Origin of the sequence: Bacillus bruguierae (assembly GCF_037104725.1) — a bacterium.
GTDB classification, from domain to species: domain Bacteria; phylum Bacillota; class Bacilli; order Bacillales; family Bacillaceae_G; genus Bacillus_A; species Bacillus_A bruguierae.
Genome location: NZ_JBAWSX010000005.1, coordinates 168231 through 192190, shown reverse-complemented (window position 1 = coordinate 192190; position 23960 = coordinate 168231). Strand labels below are relative to the sequence as shown.

Annotated in this window: 28 protein-coding genes and 1 pseudogene; 6 read left to right on the top strand and 23 right to left on the bottom strand. The window is 34.1% G+C overall.

Going from position 1 to position 23960, the window contains the following annotated elements:
• Positions 1-6: 6 nt before the first annotated feature.
• Together nrdG and WAZ07_RS11300 are read right to left on the bottom strand one after the other, a co-directional pair.
• Complete coding sequence (gene nrdG, locus WAZ07_RS11305) at positions 7-459, bottom strand: anaerobic ribonucleoside-triphosphate reductase activating protein (RefSeq protein WP_090913349.1); 453 nt, start codon at positions 457-459, stop codon at positions 7-9.
• Complete coding sequence (locus tag WAZ07_RS11300) at positions 456-2312, bottom strand: anaerobic ribonucleoside triphosphate reductase (protein ID WP_336472592.1); 1857 nt, start codon at positions 2310-2312, stop codon at positions 456-458. The genes nrdG and WAZ07_RS11300 overlap by 4 nt, the downstream gene beginning before the upstream one ends.
• Positions 2313-2576: 264 nt before the next feature.
• On the opposite strand from WAZ07_RS11300, the gene plsY reads away from it, so the two are divergent.
• Positions 2577-3170, top strand: coding sequence for a glycerol-3-phosphate 1-O-acyltransferase PlsY (gene plsY, locus WAZ07_RS11295; protein WP_336472518.1), 594 nt, complete (start codon positions 2577-2579; stop codon positions 3168-3170).
• 108 nt (positions 3171-3278) lie between these two features.
• Positions 3279-3569, top strand: coding sequence for a HesB/YadR/YfhF family protein (locus WAZ07_RS11290; RefSeq protein WP_336472517.1), 291 nt, complete (start codon positions 3279-3281; stop codon positions 3567-3569).
• A 24-nt stretch (positions 3570-3593) separates the two neighbouring features.
• Here the strand turns inward: WAZ07_RS11290 and WAZ07_RS11285 are convergent, their stop codons facing one another.
• On the bottom strand, positions 3594-4013 hold the full coding sequence (locus WAZ07_RS11285; protein ID WP_336472591.1) for an acyl-CoA thioesterase: 420 nt from the start codon (positions 4011-4013) through the stop codon (positions 3594-3596).
• 111 nt (positions 4014-4124) lie between these two features.
• On the opposite strand from WAZ07_RS11285, the gene WAZ07_RS11280 reads away from it, so the two are divergent.
• A complete protein-coding gene (locus tag WAZ07_RS11280) occupies positions 4125-5414 on the top strand; it encodes a LysM peptidoglycan-binding domain-containing protein (RefSeq protein ID WP_336472516.1) in 1290 nt (429 codons plus the stop codon).
• Between the two features lie 17 nt (positions 5415-5431).
• Here WAZ07_RS11280 and tlp read toward each other — a convergent pair whose 3' ends face one another.
• The 14 genes from tlp to WAZ07_RS11210 form a co-directional block, all read right to left on the bottom strand.
• Positions 5432-5665 carry a small acid-soluble spore protein Tlp gene (tlp, locus tag WAZ07_RS11275; protein WP_336472515.1) on the bottom strand — a complete coding sequence of 78 codons (234 nt, stop codon included), beginning with the start codon at positions 5663-5665 and terminating at the stop codon, positions 5432-5434.
• Between the two features lie 104 nt (positions 5666-5769).
• Positions 5770-5904, bottom strand: a complete 135-nt coding sequence (locus WAZ07_RS11270; protein ID WP_020061953.1) for an acid-soluble spore protein N — start codon at positions 5902-5904, stop codon at positions 5770-5772.
• Between the two features lie 42 nt (positions 5905-5946).
• Positions 5947-6090 carry an FbpB family small basic protein gene (locus WAZ07_RS11265; protein WP_336472514.1) on the bottom strand — a complete coding sequence of 48 codons (144 nt, stop codon included), beginning with the start codon at positions 6088-6090 and terminating at the stop codon, positions 5947-5949.
• Between the two features lie 108 nt (positions 6091-6198).
• Positions 6199-7080 carry a 3'-5' exonuclease gene (locus WAZ07_RS11260; protein WP_336472513.1) on the bottom strand — a complete coding sequence of 294 codons (882 nt, stop codon included), beginning with the start codon at positions 7078-7080 and terminating at the stop codon, positions 6199-6201.
• Between the two features lie 293 nt (positions 7081-7373).
• Positions 7374-7949 carry a TlpA family protein disulfide reductase gene (locus tag WAZ07_RS11255; protein WP_336472512.1) on the bottom strand — a complete coding sequence of 192 codons (576 nt, stop codon included), beginning with the start codon at positions 7947-7949 and terminating at the stop codon, positions 7374-7376.
• Between the two features lie 479 nt (positions 7950-8428).
• Positions 8429-8656 (bottom strand): YkvA family protein, encoded by a 228-nt coding sequence (locus WAZ07_RS11250; RefSeq protein WP_336472511.1) that lies wholly within the window; start codon positions 8654-8656, stop codon positions 8429-8431.
• A gap of 147 nt (positions 8657-8803) precedes the next feature.
• A complete protein-coding gene (locus WAZ07_RS11245) occupies positions 8804-10177 on the bottom strand; it encodes a UDP-N-acetylmuramoyl-tripeptide--D-alanyl-D-alanine ligase (RefSeq protein WP_336472510.1) in 1374 nt (457 codons plus the stop codon).
• A gap of 207 nt (positions 10178-10384) precedes the next feature.
• A complete protein-coding gene (locus tag WAZ07_RS11240; protein ID WP_336472509.1) occupies positions 10385-10894 on the bottom strand; it encodes a GNAT family N-acetyltransferase in 510 nt (169 codons plus the stop codon).
• Positions 10895-10979: 85 nt separating this feature from the next.
• Positions 10980-11651 (bottom strand): HAD family hydrolase, encoded by a 672-nt coding sequence (locus tag WAZ07_RS11235; RefSeq protein ID WP_336472508.1) that lies wholly within the window; start codon positions 11649-11651, stop codon positions 10980-10982.
• A 241-nt stretch (positions 11652-11892) separates the two neighbouring features.
• Positions 11893-12246: an SH3 domain-containing protein gene (locus WAZ07_RS11230; RefSeq protein ID WP_336472507.1), complete on the bottom strand. Its 354-nt coding sequence runs from the start codon at positions 12244-12246 to the stop codon at positions 11893-11895.
• Positions 12247-12372: 126 nt separating this feature from the next.
• Positions 12373-12933 carry a hypothetical protein gene (locus tag WAZ07_RS11225; protein ID WP_336472506.1) on the bottom strand — a complete coding sequence of 187 codons (561 nt, stop codon included), beginning with the start codon at positions 12931-12933 and terminating at the stop codon, positions 12373-12375.
• Positions 12934-13216: 283 nt separating this feature from the next.
• Positions 13217-14236, bottom strand: coding sequence for a zinc-binding alcohol dehydrogenase family protein (locus WAZ07_RS11220; protein WP_336472505.1), 1020 nt, complete (start codon positions 14234-14236; stop codon positions 13217-13219).
• Between the two features lie 1067 nt (positions 14237-15303).
• Positions 15304-15621: a protealysin inhibitor emfourin gene (locus tag WAZ07_RS11215; RefSeq protein ID WP_336472504.1), complete on the bottom strand. Its 318-nt coding sequence runs from the start codon at positions 15619-15621 to the stop codon at positions 15304-15306.
• A 39-nt stretch (positions 15622-15660) separates the two neighbouring features.
• Positions 15661-16722, bottom strand: coding sequence for a M4 family metallopeptidase (locus WAZ07_RS11210; protein ID WP_090913315.1), 1062 nt, complete (start codon positions 16720-16722; stop codon positions 15661-15663).
• A 187-nt stretch (positions 16723-16909) separates the two neighbouring features.
• Between WAZ07_RS11210 and WAZ07_RS26230 the strand changes: the two are divergent.
• A pseudogene (locus WAZ07_RS26230) lies at positions 16910-17008 on the top strand (transposase); the annotation flags it as partial.
• 92 nt (positions 17009-17100) lie between these two features.
• Entirely contained in the window at positions 17101-18327 is a 1227-nt protein-coding gene (gene pgaC / locus WAZ07_RS11205; protein ID WP_336472503.1) for a poly-beta-1,6-N-acetyl-D-glucosamine synthase, read from the top strand.
• A 416-nt stretch (positions 18328-18743) separates the two neighbouring features.
• Here the strand turns inward: pgaC and WAZ07_RS11200 are convergent, their stop codons facing one another.
• Both WAZ07_RS11200 and WAZ07_RS11195 read right to left on the bottom strand, forming a co-directional pair.
• Positions 18744-19604 carry a polysaccharide deacetylase family protein gene (locus WAZ07_RS11200; protein ID WP_336472502.1) on the bottom strand — a complete coding sequence of 287 codons (861 nt, stop codon included), beginning with the start codon at positions 19602-19604 and terminating at the stop codon, positions 18744-18746.
• A gap of 241 nt (positions 19605-19845) precedes the next feature.
• Complete coding sequence (locus tag WAZ07_RS11195; RefSeq protein ID WP_090913307.1) at positions 19846-20193, bottom strand: winged helix-turn-helix transcriptional regulator; 348 nt, start codon at positions 20191-20193, stop codon at positions 19846-19848.
• A 291-nt stretch (positions 20194-20484) separates the two neighbouring features.
• Between WAZ07_RS11195 and WAZ07_RS11190 the strand changes: the two genes are divergently transcribed.
• A complete protein-coding gene (locus WAZ07_RS11190; protein ID WP_336472501.1) occupies positions 20485-21021 on the top strand; it encodes an NAD(P)H-dependent oxidoreductase in 537 nt (178 codons plus the stop codon).
• Positions 21022-21776: 755 nt separating this feature from the next.
• On the opposite strand, the gene WAZ07_RS11185 is transcribed toward WAZ07_RS11190, so the two are convergent.
• The 4 genes from WAZ07_RS11185 to WAZ07_RS11170 form a co-directional block, all read right to left on the bottom strand.
• Complete coding sequence (locus WAZ07_RS11185; protein ID WP_336472500.1) at positions 21777-22322, bottom strand: GNAT family N-acetyltransferase; 546 nt, start codon at positions 22320-22322, stop codon at positions 21777-21779.
• A 230-nt stretch (positions 22323-22552) separates the two neighbouring features.
• A complete protein-coding gene (locus WAZ07_RS11180) occupies positions 22553-23080 on the bottom strand; it encodes a permease (RefSeq protein ID WP_139207598.1) in 528 nt (175 codons plus the stop codon).
• Positions 23077-23559: a hypothetical protein gene (locus tag WAZ07_RS11175; protein ID WP_336472499.1), complete on the bottom strand. Its 483-nt coding sequence runs from the start codon at positions 23557-23559 to the stop codon at positions 23077-23079. Before WAZ07_RS11175 ends, WAZ07_RS11180 begins: the two co-directional genes overlap by 4 nt.
• A complete protein-coding gene (locus WAZ07_RS11170) occupies positions 23552-23893 on the bottom strand; it encodes a PadR family transcriptional regulator (RefSeq protein WP_242221317.1) in 342 nt (113 codons plus the stop codon). Before WAZ07_RS11170 ends, WAZ07_RS11175 begins: the two co-directional genes overlap by 8 nt.
• Positions 23894-23960 lie beyond the last annotated feature (67 nt).

Sequence of the window (23960 nt, the reverse complement as noted above, 5' to 3'; positions counted from 1 at the left end):
GTCCTTTTACTCTTTCAATCGAATAATACGTTGATTCGAGCTCCCACGAAACGGCAGGGTGAGATCTCGCATCTCTAGCTCAAATCTTCCATCTACTAGCACATCAGCATAGTGCAACAACTCTATCATATCATTATTTTGTGAATTCTGTATCTCTTCAAACGTATAACCTGTGTAAATCCATAAATTTTTTTGTAAATCTTTCACGTTTTTTGCTAACTCTTTTATTTCACTGGCTTGAAAAAAGGGATCCCCACCTGAAAATGTTACATCTGTAAGGGGATTTTTTTCAATCTCTTTTATTATTTCCTCTTTTGTCATCTCAGTTCCATTACCAATATTCCAAGACTGTGGATTATGACAGCCAAAACAACGATGCGGACAGCCTGCAAAAAATACGACTGTCCGCAATCCTTCTCCATCTACCACACTATCATGAATGATGTTCATTACTCTCATGAATGTTTCACCCGTTCCTTTTCTTCACTACGCTTCGCACTGTTCCACTTTGACATATCTCCTACAAGGTATCCTGTGATGCGGCGAATTCTTTCAAAATCATGTTCATTTTCATTCCCACAGCTTGGACATTCATTACTAATTATCCCGTGATAACCGCAACATTTACAGCGATCAACCGGGTGATTAATAGATCCATATCCTACGCCATACTGGGCCATTGCCTTCACAATTTGCTGTAATGCTTTTTGATTATGAATAGCCGCTCCGTCCAATTCAATATACGTAATATGACCACCATTACAAAGCGCGTGAAACGGTCCTTCTAAACGAATTTTATCAATTGCTTGAATAGGATAATAAACAGGAATATGGAATGAATTTGTATAATAATTATGATCTGTTACACCTGTAACTGTTCCAAATTCAGCTCGATCTTTTTTGACAAATTTCCCAGATAATCCTTCTGCCGGAGTTGCAATTAATGAGAAATTCAATTGATGTTCCTCTGTTGCTTGATCCATTTTCTTTCTCATATATTCGATAATTTCATAACCAAGCTTCCATGATTCTACGTCTTCTCCATGATGTTTTCCTGTTAAAGCAACTAAACATTCCGCAAGGCCAATAAAACCTATACTTAATGTACCTTGTTTTAAAATTTCAGCAACAGCATCCTCAGGTTGCAGTTTTTCACCGCCGCGCCATACTCCTTGAGAATATAAAAATTGAAAATCTCTTGCTTTTTTCGTTGCTTGATAGGAAAGTCTTTCTAACAATTGATCAATACCTAGATCAAGATAATAATTTAAAGCTTCAAAAAACGCTTCTTTTGATCCACTAATACATGCTAATTTCACTAAGTTAATAGAGGTAAACGATAAATTCCCTCTTCCAATCGCAGTTTCTTCCCCATGAATATTAGACATTACACGCGTACGACAACCCATATAACACACTTCACTTTCAGGACGCCCATCATAATACGCCGCATTAAATGGTGCATCTAAAAATGAGAAATTAGGGAATAATCGTTTCGCTGTCGTTTCTATTGCTAATTCAAACAAATCATAATTTGGATCTTTCTCTTCAAAATTTACTCCCTTTTTCAACTTGAAGATTTGAATCGGAAAAATTGGTGTTTCTCCTTTTCCTAATCCAGCTTGAGTCGCTCGTAATAATTGTTTAATTAGTAATCTTCCTTCTTTTGATGTATCTGTTCCGTAATTAATTGAAATAAACGGAACTTGCCCCCCGCCTCTGCTATGCATGCTATTCGAATTATGAATAAACGCCTCACATGCTTGATACGTATCATTTTCTGTTTCTTTCCACGCAAACTCTTCTATTTGCTCAGCTGTTAACGGATATGTTGCTAAACGTTTTTTATTCCGTTCAAACGTTTTTCTCACATATGGCGCCAAATCCACATCGAACAGCGCAAATGATTGTCCGCCATGCTGCATATTTTGATTTGCTTGAAAAATAATAGAAGAAAGCGCCAATGCACTTTTAATATCTTGCGGCTGTCGCATATGCCCGTGACCTGTATGAAACCCGTTTTGAAGCATCTGCGCTAACGGTATTTGCGAACAAGTTGTCGTACCTGTTGCATAAAAGTCTAAATCATGTGGATATAAAATATTTTGATCAATTGCTTGTTTCACTGGCTCAGAAAGTAATTGTTCTATCGCATAATATCTTGCACTCTCAGAAGCAAATTTCCCCATCATTCCCATTGGAGATCGACCATCAACATTCGCATTTTCTTGCATTAAATCTTGTTCATTTGCATGAACAATTTTCGCAAAAATCCCCTTTAGATTCTCATCATATTCACTGTTTTTTTTCATTTCTTGATTCATTCCTTAACCCCCAACAACATCTAGTTCATTTACCATCAAAATGATACAACATATAGTAAGAGTAAATCTGTGATAAATGTAACATTCTTGTGAAAGTTTTTTTAAGATCTATTGAATCTTTTTTCTCATATTTCCAAATCGAAATTTCATCTTACAAAAAATAAATGTGATCTTTACAAATGTGTGGTACAATATACGGGAAAAACTCTTTTTACCCTTTATCAACACATTTGAATAAAGGAGACTGAACTTATGCTTACATATCTTTTATTTATCGTTGCCTATTTACTTGGCTCGATTCCATCTGCACTTGTTGTTGGAAAAATTGGTTATGGAATCGATATTCGGGAACACGGCAGCGGAAATTTAGGAGGAACGAATACATTTCGTACGCTAGGGAAAAAAGCAGGTTTTATTGTTACAATTGCTGATATTTTAAAGGGGACATTGGCTACAGCGCTACCGATCATTTTCGGATTAAATATCCATCCCTTATGGTTTGGATTAGCTGCGGTACTAGGGCATGTATACCCAATCTTCGCGAAGTTCCGCGGCGGAAAAGCAGTTGCTACTTCTGCTGGTGTACTATTATGCTACGCACCACTTACCTTTTTAATATTAGCTGTGATCTTTTTCACCCTACTATTTACAACGAGATACGTTTCACTTTCTTCTATGATAACAGCTATCGCCGCTGTTATTGCATCAATTATAAACGGGGATAAAATCTTCATTGTTGCCATGTGTTTATTAGCTGGTATGGTTATTTATAGACACCGTGCAAATATTGGACGAATTATAAATAAAACAGAACCAAAAGCAAAATTAACAAAAAAACAAAAATAAGATTGTGACCCACATAACGCAAAAAGGAAACGCAAAGCATATAAATGGCGTCTTTTTGCGTTATTTTTTATACTAAAAGAAAAAGCGATTATGTTGGAGGAATACTAAATGAACATTTCAGTATCAAAAGAAGCACTAAACTGGTATAAAAACGAGCTTGGTTTACAAACAGGCGATACTCTTCGCTTTTTCGTACAATATGGTGGATGTAGTACTGTTCAAAAAGGTCTTTCATTAGGAATTCGTAAAGATGATCCAGCTACTCCTGTTGTACAATTTCAAGGAGATGGTATTACTTTCTTTATTGAAGGCGATGATGAATGGTTCTTTGATGGGCATGACTTGTCTGTTACATTTAACGCTGATGACGAGTTCCCGCAATTTCATTATGTAAAATAAAAAACGTGGCCTACGCCACGTTTTTTATTGCTTTTTAATTTTTTCGTATGCCTCATACCATTCTGGGTACAATTTTTTAAATGACACCGGACGAAAGCCCTCTTTTTTGGCACAAATATTTGTTGTAAACGCTGTAATACAACGCTCACCGTTTCCATTATAAATTTCATAGCCATATACAACACGTAGTGGGCTCACAGACTCCACCCATGTTTTCACAATAGCCTTTTCTCCGTAACGCATTGCTTTTCGGTATGTAATTTGCAAATCAAGTACAGGAGATACAACCCCATCATTCTCCATTTCAACATACGAAAATCCTAAATCTTGAATTAATTTCGTACGGCCAAGTTCTAACCATACTAAATAATTTGCGTGGTACACGACACCCATTTGATCTGTCTCTGCATAACGGATGTCAATCTCCTGTTCTGCTATAAACATCATTTTAACTCCTTCTCGCTTGCGTTTCTTTCTACACCTTTAATCATAATACAGAGAATCTGAAAATAAAATAGAAGCAGCGGATCTTTTTTTCCTTAAAGGAGTGAGCATATGCTACAAATCATAACTGTAAAAAGCGGAGATAACGTGTATAAATTAGCTAAGCAGTACGGAACAACAGCTGAAACAATTGTGAAAGATAATGGGTTAAACCCAGCTGAAACACTCGTCGTGGGGCAAGCATTAATCGTGAATACACAAGGAAATACCTACTTTGTACAACCTGGGGATAGCTTATATAAAATTGCCTTAACTTACAACGTACCTCTTGCCAGTTTAGCAAAAGTGAATCATTTATCATTAAAATCTCCACTCCAAGTCGGACAGCAACTATATGTACCAAAAGGAACAAAAAAAATTATTGAATCCATTGCCTATTTACAACCATCTACAATTCCAATTAAAGAAAGCTTAATTGCTTCCACCAAAGCGATCAATTCATATTTAACCTATTTGGCCTACTTTAGCTTTGAAGCAAAACGTGATGGAACACTGAAAGAACCTACCCAAACATCTGAAATCGTCTCAATTGCAAAACAAGGGCAGACGATTCCAATGCTTGTTATTACAAATCTTGAAAATGGGAGTTTTAGCTCTGAATTAGCAAGCATTATTTTACGCAATGAAACCATTCAAAATACGTTTATTACAAACATTTTACAAACCGCTCAAAAATACGGAATGCGTGATGTCCACTTCGATTTTGAGAACTTTGCACCGGCAGACCGCGAAGCATATAATCAATTTTTACGCAAAGTAAAAACACGTCTACCAAAAGGATATACACTTAGTACAACTGTCGTCCCAAAAACAAGTTCAACTCAAAAAGGTCCAGCTGCAGCTCATGATTATAAAGCACAAGGTGAAATTGTCGATTTCATTGTCATTATGACATACGACTGGGGATGGCAAGGTGGACCGCCTCTTGCAGTATCTCCAATTGGTCCTGTAAAACAAGTTATTCAATATGCAAAATCACAAATGCCGCCGCGGAAAATTATGATGGGGCAAAACTTATACGGATTTGATTGGATTGTTCCGTTTAAACCAGGAAATCCTCCTGCAAAAGCAGTTAGTTCTATTGCTGCCGTTGCGCTTGCCCGAAAACACAATGTCCCAATTCAATACGATTTCACTTCTCAAGCTCCTCATTTCAATTATTACGATGCAAATGGAGTAAAACATGAAGTATGGTTTGAAGATGCTAGGTCTGTTCAAAGTAAGTTTAATTTAATAAAGGAACAAGGAATTCGAGGTATCAGTTATTGGAAAATCGGCTTACCTTTCCCACAAAATTGGCGTCTCCTTACTGAAAACTTTTCTATTACAAAAAAAGGCTGACAATTGTCAGCCTTCTCTTACTGATTGCGATATGCAGCTTCCTCTTTAATCTCTTTTCGCATTCCTTCGATACTTTCCATACGGCGCTCATTTTTCGCTTCAATTGCCTCGCGGTCTTTCTCATTTGAAAATTCCGCAGCTTCCCTTGCTTCATTCATATTTTCAATTGTGTTATATACCGCCTCTTGCAATTTCTCAACGTTATCACTGCGATCATCTGGGTTTGGACTTGTTTTATATTGTTCTGGCATCCTGTCTTCCTCCTTTATTGAAAATACATACAACATTAGTTTGTAAAAAAATCCTTTAATTATGTATGCAAAAAAGGGGGAGAATGATTCCATTCTCCCTCTTTCTAACCGTTATCAACAATCGGTTGTTTCCCTGATTTATCTTGCATTTGTTTTCCTTTATTACCGCCTGCTGTTCTTGATTGCATCCCAATCTGATTTGGTGCAAAATCTTGTGGTTTTTTCTTTGGATTACCCATCATATCGCCTCCTTACAACTAGTATCATTCTAGTTGCAAGAATTATTCAGCCTGTTTAAAAATACGTATTTCATATCGTTTTTCTAATTTTTCTTCAATCCGTTCAATCGCATCCCGATCACTAAGTAGTTGCCGTTTATTTTCTTTCACAAGCTCTTCAAACGATTTTCGCCGAGTTCTTCTCATACTGTTCACCCTCTCTTTCGTATTACTAGTATGAACAGCAAAAAAACACTCTAATCAGACTTGTAAGAAAATTTTATTTTCCGGACATACAATTCAACTAACTTCACTTTAAGAATGCTGCAATATTTGATTTACTTCCTCATACGCTTCAAGAATCACACCTTCAAAAGCAACTATATCTTCAGGTCCATCAATCATCATTCTTGTAAGACCCCATTCACCTTTCGTAGCAGCTTCACATATAACGTTCGGATACAATGCTACTATTTCATCTTGTCCTTTATTTGTTAATACATATTTTTTTCTGCCCTTTAGCTTAATTCTTGCAAATGAATACATTGTTTTAATGTCCAAATAATTCCCGACACTGGCGGAACGAATGGCTGTTGTATCTTTATTATGCTTTTCCAATATTTCTTTTACAATCTCATATGCTCTTTCTTCTTCCTTTGTTATACCTTTCTTTTTTTCTTCTCCAACCTTTATCTCTACACACTTTTGATATACGGCTGCACAAGTGAAACAATCATCTAATGCATTATGAGAGGCTACCTCAATTTGTAACAATCGTTTGAGAGTTTCCAATTTATGGTTCGGCGTATGTTTTATATATCGTTTTGCTAAACTAAGTGTATCAATCACGACATTTTTCGGTGTACCAAGTCTTAATCGTTCCATATTACTCTTTAAAAATCTCATATCAAAAGAAGCATTATGAGCAATAATTGTGTCTTCTCTAAGAAATGAAACGAACTCTGGTAATACAATATCAATTGTCGGCGCATTTACGACATCAAAATTTCGAATCCCCGTCAACATCGTAATGCGACTTGGAATCATTTTCTCTGGGTTCACATACGAAACAAATTGATCTGTACATATATGATTTCGATATCGAATCGCAGCCATTTGAATAATGCTATCTTGATAAGGATTGAACCCAGTTGTTTCAAAATCAATTACAACATAATCTCCTGTAAATGTTTCCATAACCTTCTCCTCAGCTTTTTATTTATATTATAACTTAATATAAGAAACTCAATTATATATTTTTCTCCATCTAAGTCGCTGCTATGCAGAATACAATATGACCGCTACTGACTTACTCCTTTTGTTTTAAACCTTGCATGTGGTAGAAAAAGGCCCTGACCGCTTCTATACACGGCCAGATGCTCTCGCCCATCTAAAAAGAAAGGAGCTTTTATGTCATTTTTTAACTCCCTTATATATAGCTTTTAAATAGAAAATAGGAATGGTACACATCCCATTCCTACTCTCATCTTTTACTTTAAATTCGCAACTCTTTTCTCCAATTCCTTCACCGTCATCGGTCCAATAAATTTATCCTGGATAACACCTTTTGTATCAACAAAATATGACGTTGGAATTGTAATAACTTTATAAGTAGTTGTTACCTTTATATCTGTATCAAGAAGAACCGGGAAGGTAATCCCTTTCGCTTCTGCAAATTTTCGAACCTTCTCTTTCCCTTCAGTTCCCTCTGACACTGTATAATTTACCGCTAATATTTCTACATCCTTCTGATATTTACTATAAAACTCCTGCATATCTGGCATTTCTTGCTGACATGGACCGCACCATGTTGCCCAAAAGTTCACAATAACCTTCTTACCCTTTAAATCAGAAAGCTTTACCTTAGTACCATCGAGCTTGGACAATTCAAAATCAGGTGCTATTTTTCCAATTTCAATGCCATTTTGCGCAATTACTTCTTTTTCATCCTCTGTACTTTGCTTTTGATTATCTGCTACTTCTACTTTCTCTTTCCCAAACTGCTCATATATTGCATAACCAGCTAAACCTAATAACACAACAACAATTGCTATTTTCCTCCACATATACACCATTCCTTATGTTTTATCTTTGTCTCCTAGATTCTCAAAAATGAAAGTTTTACTTTATTTTAGCTTATACGGAGAAAGATGGAAATATTCTCTATAGAAAAGAAAGTATATAATAGAAAAAATTAAGATTACATACACCCCTCACAATAAGAGAAAATAGATGTTTTCTAGTTCAGCTCAATCAAATACCGCTTTTCAGTACATACGAATACTTATTTCTAAAACAATGTCATACACATTAATGAATGGCATCTTTCATACACGGAATTATACATTAAATGGTATTTTTAATTCCCACCATTTTTAAAGTGAACATAACCCGTTAAAGACCCATATATGATAAAACAAATTTTCCAATCCATATAAAAGCAATTAGCCAAATGCAGATGATAAGAAATGCTGTTATCCAATTCTTAGGTTTATTCATAAGCAATTTCTTTTCTATTTCCCTTTTACAATCTTCTAATACTTCTTCAGGGATAAGCTTTAACGCCAAGTAAACACCTAAAGGAACAAGAGATAGGACTAAAAGCATAGGCAACTACAAGCATCGTAAACAACTTAGCATACCAAGGGACCCTTTCATCTCGATATGCCAAATACAGCACAAAAAGTTGTTTCTTTAAATTCCTAGCCCATTTTTTCATTTTCTGTATAATTGATAACCCATTTTCTGTTTGTGCTCGTTTATTTTGATCCAAAATAGCTCCCCTTCATTTTCTTGTAATTTTATATTCAATATTAAACTATTAAAAAATTGTTGTAGACTGAAAAAGTGTTTCCTTATGTGAAAACACTTTTTGTTCTCCTAACTTGTGCCAGTGGAGTTAAATGATTACCTTGTATGGTTATATTAATTTTTGGACTACTTCTTCTAATGCCATTCCTCTCGAACCTTTTACCAAGACTACATCACCTGGATTACATACAGACAGAATTTCTATAATAACTTCGTCTTTTGTAAGAAATGCTTTCACTTTACCTTTTTTATATTTAAGTTTCGCTTCTTGTGCAATCATTTTGGCACGTTCTCCAATTGTGAAAATGTAATCTATTGTATTTGGATTTAATATTTGACCAATGTTCCGGTGATACTTTTCTTCTTCTTGCCCTAACTCCAACATGTCACCCAATACAATAATTTTCTGTTTGTATCCTACGAGTTGTTCAAATGTTTCGATTGCTGCTTTAACGGAAGAAGGACTAGCATTCCAGGCATCATTAATAATCGTAATTCCTGATTTTGCTTTTAACATTTCAAATCGCATTTCTGTTATTTCTACTTGTTTTAATCCTTGCTTCATTCTCTGTTGATTTAAATTGAAGTGTTGACCAATTTTTATAGCAATTATAGCGTTGTAAACATTATGTTTTCCATGAAGAGGTATAAAATAAATTGATTCATCGTTTAATGTAAAATCTATCCCTTCTGAATGTTCCTTAATGGACACAGGATATACATCATTTAAAGAAGATTCACCAAATTTGATACATTTAATTTGATTAGCGTTAGGCAATGTTTGAACTTTTTTATTTAAAAGAGGTTCATCCCCATTGTAAATAAGTAAACTTTGTTCCTTTAAGTTCGTCACTATTTCTAGCTTTGCATCTGCTATTGCTTCCCTTGAACCCAATGTTAATATGTGCGATTGCCCAATCATTGTGATGACAGCTACATTTGGTTCAGCAATTTCTGATAAACGTTGAATTTGCCCGTGTTCACTCATCCCCATTTCTAATACTGTTATTTCACAATCCTCTTCAATCTCTAGGATTGTTAACGGTAAACCAATTTGACTATTCAAATTTCCTTTTGTTTTATGAACCTTGTAAGTTGTGCTGAGTACAGAGTTAATTAAATCTTTTGTTGTTGTCTTTCCGTTACTTCCTGTAACACCAATTACATTGACAGACAGTTGATTTCTGTAAGAACGTGCTAAGTGTTGCAAAGCTATCAACGTATCATCTACAAAAATTAATGGAATACCTTTAGGTGGGTTTGGCTGAGATTTCTCCCACAGAGAAGCAACAGCACCTTGCTGTATAGCCTCTTCCACATAATCATGACCGTTCTTTAACCTAACAATTGGGATAAATAAATTGCCAGGGCTTATCACTTTTGAATTAATAGAAACACCTGCAATAAGATGACTATGATACTCCGTCTGTAAACCTTCTCCGATTACCATTTGTTCTATTTCGAGCAATCTTCTTTGAATCAAAATAGTCACTCTCCATTTATAATTATTCCTACTATCTCGTCTACTCATTTATTTCATTAAACTAAACAAATAAGAATAAAGAAATCTAATTAGATTAAAGATGCTCAGTCTGAAATATTTTTTAATGAAACAACAAACTTTAGAATCATAGCTGTCTGAATTGTAAATAATACATAAAATCATATATTTCAAAATTATATCTTTGAGTTATTGCTGTATATGCAATGCCATCAGAACATTATCTGCATATCGTCCATCCTCAAATTTAATTTGCCGTTTCTCTCTTCCTTCTTCTTTAAAACCGATTTTTTCATATACTTTTATCGCTCTTTCGTTTGTTGAGAAAACACCTAAACAAATTTTTTCTATGCCTTCTTGTGTTTTTGACCAGTCTATTAATTGTAAAAGCAATTTTGTTCCTACACCTTGATTACGATAGTCTTCTAAAATCCCCATTCCAAATAAGCCAGTATGATTTAAGCGCTTCATTGAGTTTCTTGTAAACACTAAAAACCCAACAATCCGTTCACCGTCTTCTGCAACAAATGTTACACCGCCCTGCTGACTATTTGTAATTGTTTTCTCTCTCTGCGTTTCAACATCAACATGAAATTCTTCGTTTGTAGGAATAAAAAACTCATTTTGAGAAATAATGCTCTTTCGAATACATAAAATTTCCGCTGCATCACTTTCTGTCGCCTCTCTTATATACAACATAAAACACCCCTTGTATGTAGTACATTAGCAATACTAATTTATAACTGAAACTTTTCCTGAATGAATTTAGCAACCTCTTCTGCCCTTAAACTTTTTGAACTATATTCACTACATTCAACAATTCTTCTAAATCCTCAATAACATGTTCATCCGTAAAAGGCTGTCCCCAAAATGTATCCTTCTTCCATATTGCATGCATCCCCACATTCCTGGCTCCTATTACATCATTCTCTGGATGATCGCCTATGTATACACTTTCTTCAGGACTAACACCTAATCTTTCTAAAGCTCTTAAGAAGATTTCAGCTTCTGGCTTTTTTATCCCCTCTTGTTCGGACACTAATATAGTATCCATATACTTCTCAATCCCAAGAGCACGAATATTCAGTAATTGAAATTCGGTAAATCCATTTGTAATCATACCTAATAATAGTCCGCTATTTTTAAGCTCTTGTAAAACGTATTCCATATGAGGAAAAGGTGTACAGTGATGTTGAAAGTTGTTTATATAATCCTCTAATAATTGCCCCCAAGTTAAATTGGAAATAGCATATTCTCTAAGCAATTGCTCATATACTTTATCCTTCCAAACATAACCCTTATTATCTAATTCAATGAACCTAGTTACATATTGCTCTTCGGGTATATGCTTAAATTCATTGATATACCTTTTATATTGGTCTCTAATAAAGAGTTTAAGAGAATGATCTCTGTCTAATAGCGTTCCATCTAAATCGAAAATAATAGCTTTAATCATACATTTTCCCCTTCTATCAAAATTTTTGCGATTATTTGAAGTTATATACTTTCCTACTATATAAATACAGACAGAAAAACCCCTTTCTTTTTAGGAGAGGACGAGAGCATCTGGTCGTGCATAGAAGCGGTCAGGGCCTTTTCCTTCCACATGCGAGGTTTAAAACAAAGGGAGCAAGCAAGTGCAGGTCATGCTGTATTCTACATAGCAGCGACCTATATGTCGGAAAATTAAAATATATTTATATGGTAAGCTTCACATTTTCTTTTGGTATCCATCCTTCTTCTAGAGTTAGAACTCTTTGACACCAAATCCAACCGTTAAGTTCTTTTAACCCTACTAGATGTTCACCTTCATCAACATTCAACTCTTTTGCAGTATAATCTTCCTTCGCAATACCTTCTGTTCCTTTCCATTGGATAAGTTGCGCTGGAACCCAACCTGAACTGTTTTTATCTACTGTTGTACAAAAGTACCAATTATCCCAATGCTCCGGCCCTTTATATTTTCCCCCAATAATAAATGACTGTCCCTGAACTAAGCTAATAGGATTCGGATAATTCGTCCTATGACTTTTTATAACTACATAATTCACTACGAATCCCTTCTTTCTTATCTACACTTTATTAGTAATCCTATAAATTCACCTATTTCCTGTAAATTCGACAAAAAGTCTAGTGAATCCTTTTGTATAAAAAGCAAAATGTACACACTTCAAAAATCATTCTTGCACTTTCACTAACATGCTCCCAATTGTATCCGCTCCATTTTTTAAGGTTACTTTTACATTTCCCGATTCTTTAAACGTGTAAGAAGACATCTCATAAATTTCTTTAATTTTAAACTGCTTATTCACGTTTTGTTTCATTGTATCCGTAAGCAAAGACATTTGCGGCTCCCAAACTTCCACTTTTCCAGATGGATAAGTGATAACCATTTGAACATCCGCTAAGCGAATCTCTTCCCAAAGTGTTATATGCATGTGCGTTTCTTTTCCTTTTCTAATCAATTCATCAGAATAATATCCTAACTCTCCAATATTTCCAAAGACAGTATATTTCTCATTTTTTACCGTAATATCAATATAGGGAAGTTTATATGTCATTTTATGATATATACCCAAAGCAGTACAAAGAACACCAATAACTGTAAATCCTAAAAGAAACTTTTTCAGTTGTTTTCCTTGAAAACTTACCATCATAGCTGAGTTTGGAGCAATTTTTTCTGCTAATAAAAAAATAAGAACTACAATTAAAACTCCACTCCCGATCAAAATATACATACGATTCCCATCACTTTCCTTTCCATAAAAAAATAAAGAAACTTACTCATTTGCAACGATTAAACGTTACTTACAAGAACTTTCTGTGAACTACCCTCCACGTTTAGAAGTGGGAGATGAATTTCGGATAGAAGTTAAAATAATATATATGCGGGAGTTTAAAAAATTAAAAGAGAACCAACTGTTTATTTGGAGATATTTTTCAAACATATAAAAATGGAGCTGTAGTACATGCAGCCCCATTTTTCATACATCACTCTCGTCAGTATCTACTTATATACTTTTAAAATGTTTCTAATACGATCTTTCCAATCGTACTTCCTGTTTCAATCATCGCATGCGCTTTTCTAATATTAGCCGCATGAATTGGCGATAACGTCTTGTTTAAAGTCGTCTTAAGCACTTTTTGATCCAACAACTCACTAACTTGATTTAACAAAAGGTGCTGGTTAATCATATCTTCAGTCTGGTACATAGATTTTGTAAACATGAATTCCCAAACAAATGTAGCACTTTTACTTTTTAATAACCCTAACTCTAACGGTTTCTCATTTTCTACAATAGAACAAATCTTTCCTTGTGGTTTGATTACTTCCGCCATGCTGTTCCAATGTTGATCTGTATTATTTAAGCAGAAAATATAATCAACTTCATCTATTTCAATTTGCGATAATTGTTCTTTAAATGATTCATGGTGATTGATAACATAATCGGCGCCAAAACTTTCCACCCATTCTCTCGTTTCCTTTCGAGAGGCAGTTGTAATAACGTTAAGACCAGCCCATTTTGCCAATTGGATAGCAATAGAACCTACACCACCTGCACCGCCGATGATTAAAATATTTTTCTGTTTATTCTTTTCCTTATTATTAATGTCAATTGCTAAACGTTCAAACAAGCCTTCCCACGCTGTAATCGCAGTTAAAGGAATAGCAGCTGATTGTGCATGAGTCAAATTTTTCGGTTTCGCTCCAACAATTCTCTCATTCACTAGATGATACTCACTATATGTACCTGGTCTAATAATACTTCCTGCATAGAAAACTTCATCACCTGGTTGAAACAAAGTACACTCTTCTCCAACTTCTACAACAACGCCGCTAGCATCCCATCCGAGTATTTTGTACGCTTCTTCTTTCTTATCTTTTGGTGCTCGAACTTTTACATCAACAGGATTAACCGAAATAGCATAGATTTTCACAAGTAAATCTTTTCCCTTCGGTGTCGGACGTGGTAATTCAATATCGATTAGACTGTTCTCATTTTCGATAGGCAAATATTCCAATAAACCAACTGCTTTCATATTCATTTCCTCCGCTTAATAAAAATTGTGCTTCTCTTTAAATTATAGATTGCAAAATCAAATTATGTAAGAAGGCACATTTATGTCACATAGTATCACTAATGTTACTATTAGTATTACTATATATTGCCACCTTTATAAGGAATAAAAAAGCAGTTTTAGTGTCCGTATGTAAAGCTATGATCACTGAACTATTCCACCGTTGTACCTCAATTCATATATACTCATTCCATAGCTGAATTGCACGCTAAGGAATGCAAAGCCTTAACGTGACAGTATTTTCAAAGGATATATCCATGTTCAGAAAGATAAAAACCAACGATTAATTGAACATTAAACTATTTACACACTTTATAAACGTGAATATAGTTAGAAAATGTTGAATTTGTTAAGTTTTATCCTTTATTTATAAGTAGAGATTTCTGTACAAATATCTCTTAGCGTACAATAGAAGAGTTAATTTGTGTCCAAATTGCGCTTAAACGTACAATTTTCCCGAAATGGTATTATAACCCATACCCATCAACTTAAGAAAACAGATTAAACCCCAAAACAAAAAATGAGTCCGATGCCTCCGCATCGGACTCATTTCTCTAAACTTGATAGCTATATACCTGGAGGTATGCTTTTTTAGACAACAAAAGTACTCAAATAATATAATGGAGCAAGGTCATCGCTTTAGAATACACTAGCACTGTGAACTACCCGCCACTTAAATTCTAACGAATTTTGAAGTGGGAGCTTCTCAGTTCCACGACGAAAGCAACCTTTCGTCTCCCTGAGCGTTACTTCGGGTTATTCCACCCCTAGATATCCAACGCTTGAACGTTCTTTTTTACGGTTGATATTTTACGCAGGAACCGAATGGCTTGGTTTTCGCACTCTGTTTTCTTCCTGCAACCTTATATATCAAGTTATCAAAGAACTTCATATGTCTAGTTTATCAAAAGTTTTTGGCTAACACCAAACCGAAATTCATCTCCCACCTACCCTTGGGCTACCGTCCTTCACACACTTGAGGAAGGAGAATTCTTTCGGATAATTTCGTTAAATATTATTTATTTTTGTTATTCTCCCATTTTTTCTGCAACAGCGAGATTACGTAAGTAATCTAATAAAGGGCGCACTTCCTGTGGAGCTGTTACATCCGTAAATGAGAAGGACTTTTCCTTTTCACCATCTTCTATCCTAAGCTCGTAAGAAAAAGCATCCGCTCCTTGGATAGTAGCAATCTCCCCTTCACTTAATCTGAGGTTGAAAAGATTAGATTGCTTAATTAAATCTAGTAATTTTTCAGCTTTTTCCTTTGGTAATTCACCCGTATCTGCCTGAAAGGTTAGGTCAAAGTTAGCAATTCCTCCTATACAGCTAAATTGGATGTACATGTTAATTATTGAGCCTCCAATTCATGATAAAGAACCCCATTAATAAGGTAGTCCAACAGTTTTAAAAGCAGATTCTACAGATTTGGCTGCTGTTTTAGGAACTTCTCCACTATCAACAAGTTTTTGTGCTGCTTTGATAACAATTTGTACAAATTGATTGAAATTTGCAGTTGCAAATAAGCTTTGAATTGCAGTATACCATATCAAGGCTGCTTTATCTGTTCCAATTTCCATGGATACAAGATAAAACACCTTATTTGGTATGCCACTATTAATATGGACACCGTGGTGATCACGATCTCCTTGATAATAGTTTTTCATATGATCAGGTTGCATATCCTTACCCATTAGTTTGTTGTCAAATGCAGTACCAGGTGCTTTCATTGAACGAAGGGCTTGTCCTTTTAGTGTTGGCCCCATTATATCAGCACCAATTAGCCAGTCTGCATCTTGTGCTGTTTGCTTTAAATACGCTTGTTTAATTGCAATACCAAATACATCCGAAATATGTTCATTCAAAGCTCCAGACTGGCCTTCATACTCTAACCCGTTAGTGAACTGAGTAATACCATGTGTAAGTTCGTGCCCAATGACATCGAGTGAATTTGCAAAACTGGTAAAAATAATTCCATCGCCATCACCAAACACCATTTCATCACCGTCCCAATAGGCATTTTGGAAATTATGCCCATAGTGAACGTTCAGAATGAGATCCAAACCGTTGTCGTCAATAGAATTACGGTGGAACACATTCTTGAAATAGTCACGCACAATTCCAGCATAATCATACGCATGGTTAACCACAGTATCTCCACCTGATCGGTCTCCTTCTTTCCTAACCTCATTAACCCGAAGTTCTGTCCCTCCTTTACAATCGTATACATGGCGAGCAGATTCACCTCGTGGTCCTGCTCCTGCATCAGTTAAAGCAACAACACCATTAATATCATATTCCTTCAAGATTCTGCGTTTTCGAATGTGATGACTTTTTGCTAAACTGATTCGTGCGGCTTCTACTTCGTTTTGAGCTAAATTCTCCAAAATATAGTTAGGTACAATAAAACATTGGCAATTTTTATGCGAACAACGTTTTGTATGCAAATTTAACACCCCTTCATGATAGTCATAAATAACTTCTCAATTATTCTGTGCTTATTGCATGAGGTTTAAACATTCTATTGAATGAATTCATTAGGGATGTAGATATATAATGCTAGTCTAAAAAGTGGACACGACAAACTGGGGTTTTTAGCATAATAAACTTACTAAAAAGAACGAGATGTCCATAATGGCAAAAACATACGATAACGAGTTTAAACTATATGCAGTAAAGTTAGTGGTAGAAAAAGGAAGAAAAGGAGCAGAAGTAGTTCGGGAATTAGTATTATTTAACAATAGTGATTAGTTAGAAAATCATTTATGCTAGTATAGGAGAAAATAACATTTCTCTGGAAATAAACCTGTAGAGGTGTATATAATATGATGTCTTTTCTATCTGAATTTGTAATATGGTATCCAATTTGTATGTCTATTATTTGGATGATGGGTGCTATTATATTTTATATTTGTATAGAATCTAAGCAAATACTATCTCGAGATGAAACACCGTTTGTTTCAATTTTAATACCTTGTTACAATGAAGAACATACAATTCGAGAAACGATAGATCATGTAATGCAACAAAAATATCCCCATTATGAAGTTATTGTGATAAATGATGGAAGTACAGATCAAACCGTTTCTATTGTGAAACAACTCATTGATAAATATCCGAACTTGCGATGTATCAATGTGAAAAAAAATTTTGGAAAAGCCAATGCATTACATGCCGGATTATTAGCTTCTAAAGGAGATTTTTTAGTTTGTATAGACGCAGATGCGATATTAGATGTACATGCGTTACAATATATGATTCCACATTTTTCAACTGCTAATCAAGGAGACAATATAGGTGCAGTAACTGGAAATCCAAGAGTTAGAAATCGGAATAACTTATTAAGCAAAATTCAAATATCCGAATTTTCAAGTATAGTAGGCATGATTAAAAGAACACAAAGTATATATGGAAGTATAATGACAGTTTCGGGTGTCGTTGTTGCTTTTCGAAAACAAGCATTATTAGATTGTCAATTATGGGATCGAGATATTTTAACGGAAGATATTGCGGTGACATGGAAATTACAGAAGAAAGGTTGGCAAATTAAATATGAACCCCGCGCTATTTGTTGGATGTTAGTTCCTGAAACCCTATATGGATTGTGGAAACAAAGAGTTCGATGGGCACAAGGCGGTTTAGAAGTTTTAATCAAACATAGGGATATCTTTTTAAATTGGAAATATAAAAGTTTATATATCATTTATATAGAACAACTTGTAAGTATTGTATGGTCAATCGTATGGTTTCTCATGAGTGTCACTCTTTTCATAAATATTTCTTTTACATTTGATTTTTTGAAATTATTTACAGTATCATCAGGGATATTATCGATGATATGCGTGTTTCAATTTTTCATTGCGATCATGATAGATAAAAAATATGATGTGAATTTAATAAGAGAATATTTATGGGCTGCTTGGTATCCCATATGTTATTGGTATATTAATGTTTTTGTGATTTTAATGGCTATTATGAAAGTTTTAACAAAGCAGAAAGGAAAATTTGCAGTATGGGAAAGTCCAGACAGAGGTCTACAACAAACGAAATAATTGTATATGATTTGAATTTAACGAAAATGAAATTTTTACAATATAGCATATCCTTCTTTTTATGGTTGTATATTATAATGTTTGGTATTTTTATTATCATGATTTGTCTCAAATGGAATATGGAGTATACTGAATTCCTATTATTTTTATTGAATACAAACCCATCACATATTCGAATAATGATGTTTATTATTTTAGCATGGGGTATTCTCTCATTTTTTTTCATATTTCTGTGGAATACGTATAGGTCTTATAATTTTCAATCAAAAACAAAAAGACAGGTTTGGAATATGGAACAACATGCATATATGACATCTCGTTTTTTTAATTTGACGAAAGAAGAGAATATATATTTCCAAACGGAAACATATATAGAAATAGAATACCCATTGGATGCCTAACATATACTGCATGTTTCATGAAGTTGTATGGACCCAATTTTGTATCGCTTTCCAAGAAACATCATCAATTAATACTCTTTGAATAAAAAAAGGGATACTATGTTGATTAACGATTCCTGGTGATAGAGTGAATAGTAAATCATATTGCTCAGATAATAATATGTTATCGGTCTGTGGTGTCCCATATCCATATGGATATGCAAAATATTTAGGTTCATACCCGAAATGATCATAAAAAACTTGTTTTGCTCGTTTGGAATCTGTAATAAATTTAGATATATTTTCACTTTTTAAAAAAGGTGGTTTCTCATCTTTTTCAATGTAATGTAACTGATGAGTATGTGTCCCCACTGTTACTAGATTTGATCTTGTCATTTCAAAAATTTGATCCCAGTTAATCATGGTTAATCCATTAAAATTTGGATTTCCTACTTCTCCTGTAATAATGAAAAGTGTAAAAGGGATTTGTTGTTTTTTTAAAAAGGGATACGCATAACGATAAACGCTCTGATCAATGTCATCAAATGTAATCATCGCACATTTGGGAGGCATTTTTTTTTGTTGATCTATGTAATCATATAATTCTTTTGGTGTGATAAATTGAAATTGATGTTTTTGTAAAAATGCAATTTGCTTCATAAAATCATCTTTAAAAACAGAATACGTTGTTAATTCTGAGTTTCCACTTACTTTCGCAAGATATTTGATGATGGCATTACCGGGACGAATTCGGTGGTAATTTAATATGATACACCCCTTTCCAGAAAGTTTTTTAACTTGTGTCAAGGGGTGTTCTTTTTCTCTTGTCATATAAGCATAAGTATATGTATATAAAATGATAAACAGAAACATGCTAATCAATAGTTTTCTTTTCACACTATCCCTCATTTTATGTTGTGTATACAGTATGTTTAATATTTCCTTATGTCCAGGTATTTATGACAGCGAATAAGGCAAATGTAATCACTTGATGGAGCCTCTGCATACAAGATGTTCCCCTGAAAGCCGCGATTTGCAGGTTATCTAGCCTATCATGCACGCCTCTTCTTGTAAAACAGGTGCTTCGAACTGGAAAAAAGCGCTCAACCTTATCAAACAGTAAAGTGTCCAATCTTATTTAGTGGTTACATTTGATACCGTTATCTGTCTCTTCTAATTGTTTCTGTATATGATTCTTACCCCATTCACACATACAATCAAGTACAGGCGTTAAAGATTTTCCATACTCACTTAAAGAGTATTCTACTTTAGGAGGTACTTGATTATAAACCGTACGATTAATGATCCCATCTGCTTCTAATTCCCTTAATTGTTGGGTAAGCATCTTTTGTGTAATACTAGGCATCGCACGTTTAATCTCACTAGTCCTCTTTTTTCCATTTAATAAAATACATAATAATACTACTTTCCATTTACCACCTACAACATCAAGAGTTGCCTCTATAGGAAAATTGTATTTTTTCATAAAATATCCCCCTTTACTTGTCAGAAAAAGAACCCTTACTTTCTTCACTGACTTTTTAACTTATACTAGAGCTACAATAGTTCTAAATCTAAAGCTTGCGAAAAAATGAATAAGTACTTCCTTTCCCCTTCTATAGGCACTTAAAAGTATCTATAGAACTTAAAAGTACCTATAGCACTTTTAAGTGCGTACTTTAAAGATTAATATATATACTACATAATATCAATATGATCAAAATATGAGATGTTATTGATATCATGTAGTATTATTTTTTTGAAAGGGGAAATATTTATGAAAACACTTGTAGTCATTGCGCATCCAAATATTGAAGAATCACGAGTGAATAAACGTTGGTTAGAGGAAATAAAAAAATACCCAGAAGACTTCACTGTACACGAAATATATAAACGTTACCCAAATTGGAACTTTGATCTTGAATATGAGCAAAATCTCTTATTAGAACATGATCGTTATATTTTTCAATTTCCATTTTACTGGTATAGCTCACCACCACTATTAAAAAAATGGTTTGACGATATTTTAACATATGGTTTTGCATACGGATCTAAAGGAGATAAGCTTCAAGGAAAAGAGTTCGGTTTAGCAATCTCCGCAGGCGTAATAGAGAAGGAATATCAAGCAGGTGAAGCAAATGAATATACATTAAGCGAATTATTAAAGCCTTATCAAGCTACATGCCTCTATACTGGTATGAAGTTCTTACCAACATTTGCTGTATATGGTGCTGAACACAATTTGACAGATGAAAAATTAGAAGAAAGTGCTAAAAATTACATACTTCACACGAAAGAAATATCTAATAATTAAAAATATTAATCATTTAACATCCTTTTAATTTTTAAGAATACTTCAGAGTTCCAAGTATAGGAACTCTTTTTTTGATCCAATATCAGTATAGATGGGATTAGGAACAAAACAATTTTTCCGAGGAAAGAAAACAAGAAAAAATTCATTGTTAGTTTAAAAGAAGGTTTAATCAAAACATTAATTAGGCTTATATTTTGCAACAAACAAAAAGAATCCTAAACCCCTTCCACTGCCTAGAATAAGTTATTTCAGTTCATCTTTTTTATAAAGTGAAACTTTAATCAGTGAGGGTTTTCTTCATCCCCCACTGATTATCAGTCCTCACCAATCGGGCTTTTACGGGCCGTTTATCTCCCACCGAACATTCTAGCCATTGGAGCTGGACAATGTTTTTGCTGAATTTTGAGGTGGGAGTATTACTGCCCACGAATAGCGGGATAAACGGTTCAACTTTTCAAAACAGTACGACTTTCTTACAAACGGTGCATCATTGCTTCAAACCGATAGTTGGGTCAAACACCCTTCTTAAACTCTCATTTTACGCTAAAACAAAAGAATCCATTTTGAAAAAAGATTGATCAAAATGGATTCCCATGTTAGAAATTTGAATTGAGTTTTTATAAAAAAGATTAATCAAAACTCATGAACATGTCTATTACAAAAGTTTACTTATCCGTAATAGAATTAATCTATTCTTCAAACCAAAATAGAACTTCAATAGGTGCTTGCAAAAGTAATGACTTTATTGTAGAGATCTACTCAAATATAAAATACCAGTATATCGCTATTTCGTCACTCAGCTGATTGATGCCTTTGTAGACATATTTGTCAAAGCCACCAATAAAGAAACCATAGCGTTCATAAAACTTACATGCACCTACATTGTTATTTTGTGTCTCTAACATAATACCAGCCATTCGGTTATCTTGAGCCCAATCTTTGACCTTATCCATAAGTAGGCGGCCGATACCATGTCGCCGATATTTTTGATCTACTTTGATGTCTTCGATGTAAGCAAACTCATTCCAGTTTCGCCTTACTATAACCAGGCCGACAATATCATTTCCTTCAATCGCCAAGAATATTGCTTTATCTGGATTATTAATGTATTTTTGCAGATCAAGTAGATTATCTGGATCCTCTGAATACTGTTTTTCATAAGGAAGGACTTTCTTCACCGTATACTGGATGGAATGCTCCGTTGCTGTTAAAAAAAGAACCGAATCTACTGTGAATCGATCATTGATGATGACAGAATAATCCAAGTCTTCTCCTGTGAATTTTTTAATAGTTACGCCCATTTTTCCATTCTCCTCATTATCTGATTCCAAATACCATTCATTAAGCGATGTGCAGCAGGAACATTGATTTGATTTGATTTCATTTGATTTCATTTCATTTAACAATTTGCCTGTTCGTTGAACATAAGACTCCTACATACCTACACAGTATTTTTGATCAAATGCTATTTAAAATCTACAGTTACAAAAGAATATGGGCTTGAGGAGCTTAAAGACTTATTGATCTAAATCTAAACTTCTTTCGTTATATCATACTTTAACAATTGTCGATGGTCATAAAATTTTTCAAAAATAACACCCATTAAATAGAAAAATAATAAACCAAAACAAATGTGAATGAGTGTAAATTTAACTCCAAATGAAGCAAATTCATATACAATAACTGGTAATTTCGCAGTTGTCCAAACTCCTAAAAAAAATACAATGTATCGTATGCTCGCTCCTTTTTTTAATAAAAGTGCCGCAATTGGAAAAGCCACGTACAGGGGGCCAGCTGCAATTCCTCCTAATAATAGGGAAAATAAGATGCCATAAATTCCAGATTTTTCCCCCATATATCTAATTAGCGTTTCTTTCTCCACCCATTTGTCAAGCAAACCTACGAATACTAAGACAGGAGGGAGTAGAAGCAACATATCTAAAATGCTTTTTCCTGTTAATTGAAATGCCTTCCATCCCACCGTTTGGTTTATAAGAGTTAGGATAATGAGACCAGATAGTAAAATAAAAAAGAAACGATACTTTCTTAATTCATTCATACCATCACCACCCAAATAATATATGAAAATATGAGAGACATTACCACTGCAGATGCATTGCGAGAATAAGCAAAACTTCGTCCAAATATTTTTTGTTCCATAGGTAAAGTTGTGATTCCTACTGACATTAATGCAGACATTAATGCAGCTACTTGAGGAAGACCCGCACCATTTTGGACTAATGTATGTCCGAGAGGAAATACAACAAAGCTTGGAAGTAGTGCAACAGAGCCAATTATTGTCGAATAAACAATACCTATCAATCCAGATTTTTCTCCAATGATTGAAGAAATGAGTGATGGCGTTAATATAGATAGTGATAATCCAACGAAAAGCATAATTGATAACATGTCAGGTATAATATTACGAAACATTTTCCATGACTTTAATAGAGCATCTTTTGTTTTATTTCGATCCTTTATAAAAGAAATACTGATAAGAATAATAGCGATAGCGTAAAGGATAACACCATTAATCATGATCAGACTCCTTCCATTCTTTATATTTGTTTAAGAAAAATGATAAATTCTTAATTTTTTCTTCAATATCTATTTGAAAATCTTCTAATTTTCTTTTTCCAACTGTAGTAATTTTGTACATCTTTATCGGCTTATCTTGGTCAGTTGTATCCAAATAAGACTCAACAGCACCTTCTTTCTCTAATTTTTTTAGTGTGCGATATATGATGGCACTATCAATTGGATTGATGGGAAGCTCTTCTTCACATTTCTGCAGAAGTTTCCCTCCATAGCAATCTCCCTCTGTTAAAAACAGCAAAAGAAATGCACCTGTATGTCTCCCTGTATGTTTCATAAAATATACAACCTCCTAATTTAAATGTAAAAAAATTTTTTCGTTAACATAACATTAAAATCAATAC